Genomic DNA, 13594 nt, shown 5'->3' on the forward strand with positions numbered 1-13594 from the left:
GGCATTTGTGTGCGGGCGCCCGTGCTGGGCGCCCGGGGGGCCGTGCGGGGGCGCATGCGCGGTGCTGCCGGGGAGTCACCAGGGAACGTGACGGGGGCACCGAGCCCCCGCTCGACACTTGGTCCCCGCCTGTCCCCGGCTCAGCCCCCGGCGGCCGTCCGGGCAGCCGTCAGCGCCTGTTCGGCATAGCCGCGGCCGAACAGGACGGCGTGCACCAGCAGCGGGAAGAGCTGATGGAGGGCCAGCCGCTCGCGCCAGCCCGCGGCGAGCGGTGCCGCGTCCTGGTAGCCCTCCAGCACCCGCTGAAGGTGGGGGCAGCCGAAGAGATGCAGCATCGCGAGATCGCTCTCGCGGTGACCGCCGTGGGCGGCCGGGTCGATGACCCAGGCCTGCCCGTCGGCTCCCCACACCACGTTGCCGTTCCACAGGTCGCCGTGCAAGCGGGCGGGCGGCTCGGCGGGCCCGGCCAGCTCGGGCAGCCGCTCGCAGACCCGCTCGACGACCGGCGCCTCGTTCACCCGGACGGTCCCCAGGTCGACGGCGCGCCGCAGGTAGGGCAGGACGCGGTGCTCGGCGTACCAGCGCGGCCAGTCCGGGCCGGTGGCGTTGCGCATCGGGGCCCGTCCGATCCAGGCGTCCCGCGGCCCGCCGGGCGGCGCGGCGCCGAAGGCGGGGGCGCCGGCGGCGTGCAGCGCGGCCAGCGCGCGCCCGAAGCGGTCCGCGGCCTCGGCCGTGGGCGGCCCGCCGGGGACGCGGTCGGTCACCAGCCAGCGCTCGTCCTGCCCGTGCACCCTGGGTACCCGTACCGCGCCTGCGTCCGCCAGCCAGCGCAGTCCGGCGGCCTCGGCGCGCAACGCGCCGGTCTCGCCGGCGCGTTTGACCATCACCACGCGCCCGTCGTCCAGCACGACCTCGGCGAGCGCCCCGGACAGCCGCTGCTGTCCGGTGACCCGCGCGCCGGTGAACCGGGCCGCCACGGCACCGGCATCCAGACCGTCGGAGCTGTTCCACACGGCGCCCAGCGTACGGCCGTACACCGGGCCGACGGGCAACAGATCCACACGGAAGATGGCGCTCCGGTTGACGTTCCGGCTCTGGACGTCCAGCATCAAATCACTACGGTCGCATGCAAAACGCCCCATCGTCACCACACCCATCCCCCCTCAGAAGGTGGAGGCGGTGCTCCATGGCAGACAGGACGACCGCCAGAGGAATGACCGGCGAGCTGGTCGCGGAATTCCTCGGCACCATGATCCTCATCCTCTTCGGCGTCGGCGTGGTCGCCCAGGTCGTGGCCGGCGGACTCGGAGATCACGACAGCATCACCTGGGCCTGGGGCCTCGGCGTCACCTTCGGTGTGTACGTCGCCGCCCGGGTCAGCGGCGCGCATCTCAATCCCGCCGTGACCGTGGCCCTGGCCTGCTTCAAGGGCTTCTCCTGGCGCAAGGTCCTGCCCTACGCGGTGGCCCAGACGGCCGGCGCGTTCGTCGCGGCGCTGATCGTGCGCTGGAACTACACGGAGGTCCTGGCCAAGTTCGACCCCGGCCACACCATCAAGTCGCAGTTCGTCTTCTCGACCCTGCCCGGCAACGGTTCCGCCCCGGTGAGCGAGTGGGGTGCGCTGCGTGACCAGGTGATCGGCACCGCCATCCTGGTGCTGCTGATCTTCGCGGTCACCGACCTGCTCAACACCCCGCCCGGCGCCAACCTCGCGCCGTTCATCATCGGCCTCATCGTCGTGGCGATCGGCATGGCCTGGGGCACGGACGCCGGGTACGCGATCAACCCGGCCCGTGACCTCGGCCCCCGGCTGGCGAGTTTCATCACCGGGTACGGCACCGCCTGGAGAGATCAGTACGGCAATTTGTACTGGTGGGTGCCCATCGTCGGACCGCTCGTCGGCGGTGTGGTCGGCGCCGCGATCTACCGGCTGATGATCACTCCGTATCTGACGCGCGGGCTGGAGGAACAGGAACCGGGCCGCATTCCCGCGCCCGACGCAGGTCCCGAATAGGCGGTCGCCACAGGCGTCCGTGCACCACGGCGAGGACGATCGCCGCGCCCACCGCGACCAGGTGTTCGCGTCCGGCCAGGTTGGGCACGGCGATCGACTCCCACACCATCGACCCGCCGGTGAGCGTGAACAGCACGGGCGCCCGGCGGGTCACCGCCATGTAGGTGAACAGCCCCACGACCGCGGCCGAGGGGCCGGTGTCGAGCACCCGGCCGGCCTCGGGCGGCAGGCCGAGCCCCCACCAGCCGGGGCCGAGCGCGATCATCACCCGGGCGGCGAGCGTCCCGGCCAGTGTGGTCGCGTAGGCGACGGCCAGCGTCCGGGCCCGGCCGAGCGCCAGCTCGGCCAGCGCGAACGCCAGGAACAGCGATGTGAGGCCCGCCCACACCGGCAGGTCCAGGGCCGGCACATAGAGCGACACCGGCGTGCGCAGCAGCGCCAGCCACAGCGGCAGATCGCCCTGGACGCCGCCGAGGACGCGCACCACTGTCGCGCCCACCGGGTACTGCGCGATCGCGTGGAAGAAGATCACCCCGACACAGGCCACGCACCCCAGCAGCAGCGCGCACGGCCCGCGGCGCAGGAGCCGGACGACCGGGTCGGCCACTATGCCGCGGAACTCGTTCCACAGCGTGCGCCCGACGAACCCCGCAGCGCGGCGTGGCAGCCCCCGCGGCCGCGCACGCCGGCCTTCCTGCCCGGTGGGCGGCGTCGCTCCGGCGCCGCCCGCGCCTTCCCCCTGTGGACGCCCCTCGTCCCGGTACACACCCGCCCCCTGACGCGGAGTCCGCCCCCGCCGCCCCCTCCAGCACGACCACCGCCATCGTAAGGAAGGTTCCCGCCCGACCCCGGCCGGGCGCCGGGGTGTTCCGCCGCCCGCGCCGCGCAGGTTACCGTTCGGTAGACGACGGAGTCCCGGAGGTGCGCCGTATGACGCTCGACCGCTGTGCAGGACTGGCCGAGACCGCCCGTGCACTGGCCGAGGGCGAGGTGAGCGCGCGGGAGCTGACCGAGCGCACGCTGGAGCGGATCGAGGCCTCACAGGCGACGGTGAACGCGTTCCGGATCGTGCGGGCCAGGGCCGCGCTCGCCGAGGCCGACGCGGCGGACCGGGAGCTGGCCGCCGGGGTGCGCAGGCCGCTGCTCGGCATACCGGTCGCCGTCAAGGACGACATGGACGTGGCGGGCGAGCCCACCGCGTTCGGCTGCTGCGGCGACTTCCCGCCCGTCGCCGAGGACGGGGAGGCGGTACGGCGGCTGCGCGCGGCCGGGGCGGTGATCGTCGGCAAGACCAACACCTGCGAGTTCGGCCAGTGGCCACACAGCGAGGGCCCCGCGTTCGGCGCCACCCGCAACCCGTGGAGCCCGGAGCACACGCCGGGCGGGTCCTCCGGGGGGTCGGCTGCCGCCGTCGCCGCCGGGCTGGTGCCGGCCGCGCTCGGCTCGGACGGAGCCGGTTCGGTGCGCATCCCGGCCGCCTGGACCCATCTCGTCGGCATCAAGCCGCAGCGCGGCCGGATCTCGACCTGGCCGCGCGGCGAGTCCTTCCAGGGCATCACCGTCAACGGCACCCTGGCCCGCACGGTCGCCGACGCCGCGCTGCTGCTGGACGCGGCGAGCGGCAACCACGCGCGTGACCCGCACCGGCCGCCCGCGCTCACCGTGTCCGAGGCGGTCGGCCGCGACCCCGGCCGGCTGCGGATCGCGCTGTCGCTGAAGCCGCCGTTCACCGCGGTCCCGGCCCGGCTGCGGCCCGAGGTGCGCGCCCGAGTCGTCGCGCTCGCGGAACAACTCGCCGCTTCGGGGCACGAGGTGGAGCAGGCCGATCCGCCGTACGGGCCGATCGGGCTGACCTTCGTGCCGCGCGCCACCGCCGGCATCGCCGAACGCGTCGCCGGGGCACCGTTCCCCGACCTGCTCGACGCGCGCACCCGCGGCGCCGCCCGGCTGGGCCGGCTGCTCGGCGGGGTGCCGCTGCGGACGGCCCGGCGGGCGGAGGCGGTGCTGCAGCGCCGTATCGGCGCGTTCTTCGGGTCGTACGACGTGATCCTCGCGCCCACCACGGCCGCTCCCCCGCCCCGCATCGGCGCCCTGCACGCGCTGGGCGGGTTCGCCACCGACCGGGCGGTGATCGCGGCCTGCCCCTACGCCTGGCCGTGGAACGTGCTCGGCTGGCCCGGGGTCAACGTGCCCGCCGGGTTCACCGCCGACGGGCTCCCGGTGGGCGCCCAGTTGCTCGGGCCCGCCCACAGCGAACCGCTGCTGGTGTCGCTCGCCGCCCAGTTGGAGGCGGAGCTGCGCTGGCACGAACGGTGGCCGCCGCGGGCATGGGCCGCGCCGGGAGAGGCCCGTACGCTGTGACGATGGACGATGCGTCGATGGTCGGGCTCATGGGGCGGGTCACCGGGACGGTCGGGCCCGGACTGGTCGGCGAGGTGATCGTCCGGGTGCGCGGCGGCGCCGAGCACTTCCTCGCCCACCCCGCCTCCGGCGCCGGCCGTCTGGAGTGCGGCACGGTCGTGATGGTGGTCGAGTACCTGCCGCCGCGGACCGTCTACGTCACGGCCGCGTACGGCAGTTGAGCCCGCTGCGGCGCAGGTGAGAGGCGCCCGCGTCAAGATTGCAACAAGGATTCGCTGACGTCTTCCCGCGCGGCCCCACCGGGCGCACACTCCCTTCGTTCGGTGCCGAAAGGGCACCATGCAAAGGGGGCGAATGCCGATGGTCGTCGGCGTCGTTGCGGGGGCGGTCGTCGTTGCCGTCCTGCTTCTGATCGGTCTGTTCAAACTCATGTGGCGCGTCGCCGAACCGAACGAGGCGCTCGTCATCTCCGGCTCCAAGCACCGCACGGAGGGCCTGGAGGAGGGCATGGGCTTCCGCATCGTCACCGGGCGCGGCACGTTGGTGCTGCCCGGCGTGCAGGCGGTGCGCAGGCTCTCGCTGGATCTGAACGAGACCGAGCTGCATGTGGACTGCGTGACGCACCAGGGCATTCCGCTGAAGGTGCGCGGCGTGGTCATCTTCAAGGTGGGCGACGACTTCGTGTCGATCGCGAACGCGGCCCGCCGCTTCCTGGACCAGCAGAAGCTGATGTCGGACCGGGTGCACAACGTCTTCGCCGGTCATCTGCGCTCCATCGTGGGCGGGTTGACGGTCGAGGACATGATCCGCGACCGGGAGAAGCTGACGGGTCAGACGCGTGCCGCGTGCGGCACGGAGATGGAGAAGCTGGGTCTGATTGTGGACTCGCTGCAGATCCACGAGATCGAGGACCCGACCGGGTACATCCAGAACCTGGCGATGCCGCACGCGGCGGCCGTGCAGCGGGACGCGCGGATCGCTCAGGCCGAGGCCAACCGGCTGGCGACCGAGGCCGAGCAGCAGTCCTTCGCGCGGATGGCGGAGGCGACCCGGGACAGCGAGATCCTCCAGGCCGGCTACCAGGCCGAGCGGGACAAGGCGGCCGCGAAGGCCCGCCAGGCCGGACCGCTCGCGGAGGCCGGGGCCCGGCAGGAGGTCGTCGTGCAGGAGACCCGGGTCGCCGAACTGGAGGCGCACCGGCGCGAGCAGCAGCTCCAGGCGGACGTGCGCAAGCCGGCCGACGCCCGCGCCTACGAGACGCGCACGCTGGCCGAGGCCGAGCGTGACGCGCGGATCTCGGCGGCGCAGGCCAAGGCGCAGGAGACGGAGCTGGCTGCGGTGGCCGAGGCGACCCGGGTCAAGGCGGCCGCGGGCGCGGAGGCCGAGGCGACCAGGACGCGGGGTGAGGCCGGTGCCGCCGCCACCCGGGCCACCGGTGAGGCCGAGGCGGCCGCCGCCCAGGCCAAGGGGCTCGCGCAGGCGGAGGCGGTCAAGGCCCACGGTCTCGCTGAGGCCGAGGCCATCAAGGCGCGGGCCGCGGCGCTCGCCGAGAACCAGGAGGCGGTCGTCGCCCAGCAACTCGCCGAGAAGTGGCCGGAGATCGTCCGGGCCGGGGCGTCCGCCTTCGGCAACGTCGACAACATGGTGCTGCTCAACGGCGCCGACGGCATGGCGGAGGTGTTCGCCAAGGCGCTCACCATGGGCGGCACCGGCCTGGGACTGGCCCGCCAGTTGCTGGCGTCGATGAACGCGAACGGCCAGAACGCGAACGGCCGGAGCGCGAACAGCCAGAACCCGGACGACCGTAACCAGGTTGGTCCGTCCCTCAACGGTGCCGCACCGCAGAGGGTGCCGGTGCAGGACGCGTGAGCCTCTGATCGCGCGGTCACGGGGGACCCTCTAGGGTGCCTCCGTGACCGCTTTCACCGAAGAGAACGTCCCGGGCCGCTACGGCCCCACGGCCACCACCGAGGCCGACCCGCGCCAGGTCGGGCGGGTGCGTACCGAGTACTCCCCCGCCCACGACGGCGATCCCGACCCCGGCGAGATCGTGTGGACCTGGGTGCCGTTCGAGGAGAACGACGGCCGGGGCAAGGACCGGCCGGTGCTGGTCGTGGCCCGGGAGGCGGCCGGCACCTTCCTGGCGGTGCAGCTGTCGAGCAAGCGGCACGACGGCGACCGGGAGTGGGTGCCGATCGGCAGCGGCCCGTGGGACCGCTCCGGGCGTGACTCCTGGGTGGACGTGGACCGGGTGCTGCGGCTGCACGAGCAGGGCATGCGCCGCGAGGCCTGTGCCCTGGACCGGATGCGCTTCGACCTGGTGCGCAGGCGGCTGGCGGAGCGCTACGGCTGGACCTGAGCGGCCAAGCCCTCGAAGCAGCGTTCGAACGCCGTGCGGGTGTCGCCCTTGCGGTCCAGCACGCCGAAGACCACGTGCTCGAACCGGTGGGCGAACCGCCCGCCGGGCGCGAGCAGCGCCCGAAACGATTCGGCCACCTGGGCCGGGTCGTTGCGGAACACGCCGCAGCCCCAGGCGCCCAGCACCAGCCGCCGGTAGCCGTGCGCGGCCGCCGTCTCCAGCACCCGTTCGGCCCGTATCGCCAGGGCGGCGGGCAGCTCGGCCGCGCGCCGGGGGGCCGAGCGCAGGACGACGCCTGCGTTCGGCGCGGCGGCGGTCAGGAAGCCGACGTGGTACGGCTCGTCCAGCAGGCGGCCCCGGTCGTCACGGAAGACCGGCACGGCCGGGGAGTGGATGACCCGGTCCGTGTAGAACGGGTCGCGGTGGGTGCGGTGATGGTCGTAGAACCCGGGCGCGCGCAGCAGGCAGGTGTACAGCGCGGAGCCCCGGCACAGGGCCTCCTCCTGGGCCTGCGCCCCGTTCAGATAGCCGCCGCCCGGATTGCGCGCGGAGGCGAAGTTCAGGACGGCCACCGCGTGGTGCGCGAGGCGGCGGGCGGCCTCCAGGCTGCTCTCGCCGGTGACCTCGATCCGCGCGTCGACCGGCGGCGCCCCGGGCACGGGCACCGGCTCCGGACCGAGCATCCGCGTGTCCTGCCGGGCCGCCTCGATCGCCTGCGCGAGCGACACCGTGTGCCCGTCCGACCGGACGTACCGGCCCGCCTCGACGATCTTCTCCGTCTCCCGCGCGATGCCGCGCAACCGCGCGCTCACGGCGTCACCCCCGTGGACGCCCCGAGCGCGCGTTCCCCCGTCGTGCTCATGCACGCATCCTGAGCGATGCTGGTCGTGGATCGCAACGCGTTTTCCCGGGCGTGGAACGCGGCGGAAAACCTGCGGGAAAGGAACCTTACGAAGCCCGGAACTTGCCGCCTGGCACTCTTGTGCGAATCGGCAGGAGCGTCTTGGGTGGGACGAGCGCGCCGCGCCCGGGCCACCCGAAACGGGCCGGCGGCATGGTGGACTCTCAGGAGGATCCCGACATGTCCGATTCGTCGACCACCGCGGCGGGTGACTGTACGGAGCACGCCGAGCCCCGTACCCGCGTCACCGAGGCCGAGGTGGAGGCCCTGGTCAGGGGCATCTGCTTCAAGACCGGACCACCCCGCCGGCTCGGGGTGGAAGTGGAATGGCTGGTCCACGAGGAGCGCGAGCCGCAACGCCCCGTGACCCACGACCGGCTCGACGCGGCCTACGCCGCACTGCGGAGCGTGCCCCTGGGCTCGGCCCTCACCGTCGAACCCGGCGGCCAGCTGGAGCTCAGCTCGCCGCCCGCCGCCTCCCTGATGGAGTGCGTCGGCACCGTCTCCGCCGACCTCGCCGCCGTCCGCGCCGTACTGCGCCGCGACGGCCTGGTCCTGGCCGGCATCGGCCAGGAACCCTGGCACTCCCCGCGCCGGTACCTGCGCGAACCGCGCTACGACGCCATGGAGACCGCCCTGGACCGCACCGGACCGGCCGGCCGCGCCATGATGCGCGCCTCCGCCTCCGTGCAGGTCTGCGTGGACGCCGGACACGAGGAGCCCGGCCCGCTGGGCCATGGGCGCCGCTGGTGGCTGGCACACACCCTGGGCGCCGTCCTGGTGGCGGCCTTCGCGCACTCCCCGATGGCCGGGCACCGCCCCACCGGCTGGCGCTCCACCCGGCAGCTGCGCTGGATGGAGATCGGTCCCGGCCGCGCGGGCGCCCCCGTACCGGACGGCGAGCCGCGCGCCGCGTGGGCCCGGCACGTGCTGGACGCGCCCGTGATGTGCGTCCGGCGCGAGGACGGCCCGTGGGAGGTGCCCGACGGGCTCACCTTCCGCGAGTGGACGCGTTCCGGGGCACCCCGGCCGCCGACCCGCGCCGACCTCGACTACCACCTCACGACGCTGTTCCCGCCGGTGCGGCCACGCGGTCATCTGGAGCTGCGGATGATCGACGCGCAGCCCGGCGACGACGGCTGGATCGTCCCGCTGGCGGTGACGGCCGCCCTGTTCGACGACCCGGAGGCAGCCGAGACCGCCTACCGCACGGTGAAGCCGCTGGCGGAGCGGACGCTGGCACTGCCCGCCCCGCACAACCCGCTGTGGGCCGACGCGGCCCGCGACGGCCTCGCCGACCCGGAACTCGCGGAGGCGGCCGCCGACTGCTTCACGGCCGCACTCGCGGCGCTGCCCCGCCTCGGCGCCACCACCGAGGTCACGGACGCCGTCGCCGCGTACCGGGACCGTTATGTGCTCAGGGGCCGTTGCCCCGCCGACGATCTGCTGGACCGACTGCGCGGCGCGGACGCGCGCGCCCACGGGAAGGACGACCTGCGATGACCGAGCCCGCGCCCGACGCCGGGACGCTCCGCGAGCGCGCCCTCACCTCGCTCACCACCGCCCGCGAGCGCACCACCCTGCTCACCACCTGCGTCGAGGGCCCCGACCTCACCGCGCAGCACTCGCCGCTGATGTCCCCGCTGGTCTGGGACCTCGCGCACATCGGCAACCAGGAGGAGATGTGGCTGCTGCGCACGGTCGGCGGGCAGGAGGCGATACGCCCCGAGATCGACCATCTCTACGACGCCTTCGAGCATCCCCGCGCCGAACGGCCCTCCCTGCCGCTGCTTCCGCCCGACGAGGCGCGCACGTACGCGGCCCAGGTGCGCACCCGGGCCCTGGACGTGCTGGAGTCCGCCCGGCTGGACGGCACCCGGCTGACCGAGGCCGGCTTCGCGTTCGGGATGATCGCGCAGCATGAACAGCAGCACGACGAGACGATGCTGATCACCCATCAGCTGCGCACGGGACCGCCGGCCCTGACCGCCGCGGACCCCGAGCCGGCGCCGCTGTTCACCGGCCCGGCCGAAGTGGTCGTGCCCGGCGGCCCGTTCACCATGGGCACGTCCAGCGAGCCGTGGGCGCTGGACAACGAGCGGCCCGCGCACGTGAAGGAGGTGGCGCCGTTCGCGATCGACACCACCCCGGTGACCAACCGCGCCTACCAGGCGTTCATCGAGGACGGCGGCTACGACGACCCCCGCTGGTGGACGCGCGAGGGCTTCGACCACATCCGCCGCCACTCCATCCACGCACCGCTGTTCTGGCGCCGCGACGGCGGGCAGTGGCTGCGCCGCCGCTTCGGCGTCACCGAGGTCGTCCCGCCCGAGGAGCCGGTGCTGCACGTGTGCTGGTACGAGGCCGACGCCTACGCCCGCTGGGCCGGGCGGCGGCTGCCGACGGAGACGGAGTGGGAGAAGGCCGCCCGCTTCGACCCGGCGACCGGCGGCTCGATGCGCTACCCGTGGGGCGACGCCGAACCGGAGCCCGAGCATGCCAACCTCGGCCAGCGCCATCTGCGCCCGGCCCCGGCCGGCAGCTACCCGAAGGGCGAGTCGCCACTCGGCGTACGGCAGTTGATCGGCGACGTGTGGGAGTGGACGGCGAGCGACTTCCTGCCCTACCCGGGCTTCACGGCGTTCCCGTACAAGGAGTACTCGGAGGTGTTCTTCGGGCCCGAGTACAAGGTGCTGCGCGGGGGTTCCTTCGCGGTGGACCCGGTGGCCTGCCGGGGCACCTTCCGCAACTGGGACTACCCGATCCGGCGGCAGATCTTCTCCGGCTTCCGCACCGCACGTTCCGTGGAGCACATCTGATGTGCCGTCACATCGCCTGGGTGGGAGACGAGGAGCCGCTCGGCCGGTTCCTGGTGGAGCCCGCGCACGGCCTGTACCGGCAGTCCTGGGCTCCCCGCCGGCAGCGCTACGGCACGGTCAACGCCGACGGCTTCGGCGTCGGCTGGTACGCCGAGGGCGACCCGGTGCCGGCGCGCTACCGCCGGGCCGGGCCGATCTGGGCCGACCAGTCCTTCGCCGACCTGGCCCGTGTGGTGCACACCCGGGCACTGCTGGCCGCCGTACGGGACGCGACGCTGGCCGGGGCCGACGCGGAGGCCGCCGCCGCCCCGTTCGCCTCGGGCCACTGGCTGTTCAGCCACAACGGCGCGATCGCCGGCTGGCCGCGCTCCCTGGCCGCCCTCTCGCGCACCCTGCCCCCCGAGGACCTGCTGGCGCTGGAGGCCCGCACCGACTCGGCCCTGGTGTGGGCGCTGGTGCTGGCCCGGCTGCGGGCCGGTGACGAGATGGGCCAGGCGCTGGCCGACACGGTCGCCGAGACCGCCCGGGCCGCGCCGGGTTCCCGGCTCAACCTGCTGCTCACCGACGGCGAGACGATCGCCGCGACCGCTTGGGGCGACACCCTGTGGTACCTGGCCGAGCCGGGCCACCGCGCGGTCGTGGCCTCCGAGCCGTACGACGACGACCCGCTGTGGCGCGAGGTGCCGGACCGCACCCTGCTGACGGCGAGCCGCAGCGAGGTGCTGCTCACCCCGCTGAAGGACCTCGATCAGGACGTACCCCCCAAGGAGCCCCGACCGTGAGCCCGTTCCGCATCACCCGCACGCTGCCGGAGGACGCGACGGACGCCGCCCTGCGCGCGGACGTCCTCGCCGGCCTCGCGGCCACCCCGAAGACGCTGCCGCCGAAGTGGTTCTACGACGCCCACGGCAGCGACCTGTTCGAGCGGATCACCGCCCTGGACGAGTACTACCCGACGCGCGCCGAGCGCGAGATCCTGATCGACCGGTCCCGGGACATCGCTGCCGCCACCGGGGCCCGCACCCTGATCGAACTGGGCTCCGGCTCCTCGGAGAAGACCCGGTACCTGATCGACGCGCTGGACGCGCTGCACACCTATGTGCCGGTCGACGTCAGCGAGAGCGCGCTCACCCAGGCCGGGCAGGCGCTCGCCGCCGAGCGGCCGGACCTTCAGGTGCACGCCCTCATCGCCGACTTCACCGGCGCGCTCGCCCTGCCGGACACACCGGGGCCGCGGCTGGTGGCGTTCCTCGGCGGCACGATCGGCAATCTGCTGCCGGCCGAGCGGTCCGCGTTCCTGACCTCGGTGCGGGGCCTGCTCTCCCCCGGTGACGCGTTGCTGCTCGGCACGGACCTGGTCAAGGACGAACGGGTCCTGGTCCGCGCCTACGACGACGCGGCCGGGGTGACCGCGGCGTTCAACAAGAACGTCCTCACCGTGATCAACCGCGAGCTGGGCGCCGACTTCGACGCCGACGCTTTCGACCACGTCGCCCGGTGGGACACGGACCGCGAGTGGATCGAGATGCGGCTGCGGTCCCGCACCGCGCAGAGCGTGAAGGTGCCCGCGCTCGGGCTCGCCGTCGACTTCGCGGCGGGCGAGGAACTGCGCACGGAGGTGTCGGCGAAGTTCCGCAGGGAAGGGGTCGCGGAGGAACTCACCGCCTGCGGTATGGAGTTGTCCCACTGGTGGACGGACCACGAGGGCCGGTTCGCGCTGTCGCTGGCCACGGTGCGCTGAGAGCCGCTCAGCGCAGCGACACCTTCAGCTCCTCGGTGATCCGGCGTGAGGCGCGCCGGGCCTCGGTGGCGGGGTCGGCCCCGGTCAGTACGGCGGTCATGTACCGCTTGATCGGGTTGCCGGCCTCGACCACCGCCCACTCGGGCGTGCTGGGGGTCGCCCTGCCGTGTGCGGCTCCGGCCGCCATGGCCGCGACCCCCTCCTCACCGGCGACGGCCGGGGCGAGTCTGGCCTTGTTGGGCACGTAGTTCATGGTGCGGGCGAGGTCACTGTCCCACCGGGCGCCGGTGAGGGCTTCGACGACGGCGAGGGCGCCCTTGCGTTCGTCGGTGTTCTGCGGCACGACGAGGTCGGAACCGCCGGTGAACACGGCGCCGGTGCGGCCGGCGCTCCTGCCGGGGACGGGGAAGAAGCCGAGCCTGCCCTTCAGGCCGGGGTTCTGCTGCACGATGGACTGGGCGAGTCCGGGGACGGCCACGATCTGCGCCGCCCGGCCGGAGGCGAACACGCCGGCCTGCGGCGGGTGTTCCTCGTCGGCGCCGGCCGGCCCGGCACCGAGGGCGTGCAGCCGCCGGTAGAAGTCCATGCCGCGCAGGGCGGCCGGGGAGTCGAGGGTGCCGCGCCAGCCGGCGTCGCCCTCCACGGCGAGTTCCCCGCCCTCGTCCCAGATGAATCCGGCGAGGGTGTACCAGTCCTGTCCGGCGAGGTAGATGCCCTGATGACCGGCGGAGTTCAGCTTCCGGGTGGCCTCCAGCCACTCCTGGCGGGTCTTCGGCGGTGCGGTGACGCCGGCCTCGGCGAAGAGGTCCTTGCGGTAGATGACGACGCGGTTGGCGGCGTACCAGGGGATGCCGAACTGCTGTCCGTCGCGCTGCCCCGGCTCGGCGAGTCCGGGCAGCCAGTCGTCCAGGCCCCAGTCACGCATGGACTCCAGGGTGAGGTCGAGCAGTCCGCCCTTGTCGATGTACTGCGGGACCTGGGTGTTGCCGACCTCGATGACGTCGGGGCCGTCGCTGCCGTCCGCCTTCAGGGCGGCCTGCACCTTGGTGCCGATGCCGGTCCACTGCTGGATGCGGATGTCGAGCGCGAGGCCGGGATGGGTGTGCTCGAAGTCGTCGGTGAACCGGCGCAGGAACTCAGGTGAGGCGCTGTCCTTCATCAGCCAGACGGTGACCGTGCGGCGCGCCGTGCCGCCGTGCGGCAGGACGCCACAGGCGGTGAGCAGGCAGGCGGACACGCAGGCGAGGGCGAGGAGGCGGCGTGGCACGAGGGGGCTCCCGGGGTCCTGGCTGGAGGGGCTTCAGGCTGCGGACAGAGGAATGGGACCCGACGTGGGGGACGAGCGACTGACTCGAACGGGTGTGCCGGATTTTGGTATGGACCAATGCGGGGGGTCAAG

At 73.8% G+C, this 13594-nt stretch carries 13 protein-coding genes; 9 read left to right on the plus strand and 4 right to left on the minus strand.

What is annotated here, in order from left to right; genetic code table 11:
* Window positions 1–140 precede the first annotated feature (140 nt).
* Entirely contained in the window at window positions 141–1013 is an 873-nt protein-coding gene (locus tag AB0J12_RS10275) for a fructosamine kinase family protein (protein ID WP_363264165.1), read from the minus strand.
* Between the two features lie 173 nt (window positions 1014–1186).
* Between AB0J12_RS10275 and AB0J12_RS10280 the strand changes: the two genes are divergently transcribed.
* Complete coding sequence (locus tag AB0J12_RS10280) at window positions 1187–2014, plus strand: MIP/aquaporin family protein (RefSeq protein ID WP_363263822.1); 828 nt, start codon at window positions 1187–1189, stop codon at window positions 2012–2014.
* Here the strand turns inward: AB0J12_RS10280 and AB0J12_RS10285 are convergent.
* Window positions 1938–2681 (minus strand): hypothetical protein, encoded by a 744-nt coding sequence (locus AB0J12_RS10285; protein ID WP_363264166.1) that lies wholly within the window; start codon window positions 2679–2681, stop codon window positions 1938–1940. The genes AB0J12_RS10280 and AB0J12_RS10285 overlap by 77 nt on opposite strands.
* Before the next feature lie 263 nt (window positions 2682–2944).
* Between AB0J12_RS10285 and AB0J12_RS10290 the strand changes: the two genes are divergently transcribed.
* The 4 genes from AB0J12_RS10290 (at window position 2945) to AB0J12_RS10305 (ending at window position 6734) form a co-directional block, all read left to right on the plus strand.
* Entirely contained in the window at window positions 2945–4375 is a 1431-nt protein-coding gene (locus AB0J12_RS10290) for an amidase (RefSeq protein WP_363263823.1), read from the plus strand.
* Window positions 4376–4377: 2 nt separating this feature from the next.
* The gene (locus AB0J12_RS10295) at window positions 4378–4596 is read left to right on the plus strand and encodes a hypothetical protein (protein WP_363263824.1); all 219 of its coding nucleotides are present in this window, start codon (window positions 4378–4380) and stop codon (window positions 4594–4596) included.
* 133 nt (window positions 4597–4729) lie between these two features.
* On the plus strand, window positions 4730–6244 hold the full coding sequence (locus AB0J12_RS10300) for an SPFH domain-containing protein (RefSeq protein WP_363263825.1): 1515 nt from the start codon (window positions 4730–4732) through the stop codon (window positions 6242–6244).
* A 43-nt stretch (window positions 6245–6287) separates the two neighbouring features.
* Window positions 6288–6734, plus strand: coding sequence for a type II toxin-antitoxin system PemK/MazF family toxin (locus tag AB0J12_RS10305; protein ID WP_363263826.1), 447 nt, complete (start codon window positions 6288–6290; stop codon window positions 6732–6734).
* On the opposite strand, the gene AB0J12_RS10310 is transcribed toward AB0J12_RS10305, so the two are convergent.
* Entirely contained in the window at window positions 6719–7546 is an 828-nt protein-coding gene (locus AB0J12_RS10310; RefSeq protein WP_363263828.1) for a TIGR02452 family protein, read from the minus strand. The two genes, AB0J12_RS10305 and AB0J12_RS10310, sit on opposite strands and share 16 nt — an antisense overlap.
* A 269-nt stretch (window positions 7547–7815) precedes the next feature.
* Here AB0J12_RS10310 and egtA point away from each other — a divergent pair, with 269 nt between their 5' ends.
* Genes egtA through egtD form a run of 4 tightly spaced genes read left to right on the plus strand, consistent with a single transcriptional unit; the run spans window position 7816 to window position 12195 of the window.
* Window positions 7816–9138 (plus strand): ergothioneine biosynthesis glutamate--cysteine ligase EgtA, encoded by a 1323-nt coding sequence (gene egtA, locus AB0J12_RS10315; RefSeq protein WP_363263829.1) that lies wholly within the window; start codon window positions 7816–7818, stop codon window positions 9136–9138.
* Window positions 9135–10454, plus strand: coding sequence for an ergothioneine biosynthesis protein EgtB (egtB, locus tag AB0J12_RS10320; RefSeq protein ID WP_363263830.1), 1320 nt, complete (start codon window positions 9135–9137; stop codon window positions 10452–10454). Before egtA ends, egtB begins: the two co-directional genes overlap by 4 nt.
* The gene (gene egtC, locus AB0J12_RS10325; protein WP_363263831.1) at window positions 10454–11236 is read left to right on the plus strand and encodes an ergothioneine biosynthesis protein EgtC; all 783 of its coding nucleotides are present in this window, start codon (window positions 10454–10456) and stop codon (window positions 11234–11236) included. Before egtB ends, egtC begins: the two co-directional genes overlap by 1 nt.
* Window positions 11233–12195 (plus strand): L-histidine N(alpha)-methyltransferase, encoded by a 963-nt coding sequence (egtD, locus tag AB0J12_RS10330; protein WP_363263832.1) that lies wholly within the window; start codon window positions 11233–11235, stop codon window positions 12193–12195. The genes egtC and egtD overlap by 4 nt, the downstream gene beginning before the upstream one ends.
* Window positions 12196–12202: 7 nt before the next feature.
* Here egtD and AB0J12_RS10335 read toward each other — a convergent pair whose 3' ends face one another.
* Complete coding sequence (locus AB0J12_RS10335; protein ID WP_363263833.1) at window positions 12203–13462, minus strand: extracellular solute-binding protein; 1260 nt, start codon at window positions 13460–13462, stop codon at window positions 12203–12205.
* Between the last annotated feature and the right edge of the window lie 132 nt (window positions 13463–13594).

It is taken from the genome of Streptomyces sp. NPDC049915, from assembly GCF_040656475.1.
Taxonomy (GTDB): Bacteria; Actinomycetota; Actinomycetes; order Streptomycetales; family Streptomycetaceae; genus Streptomyces.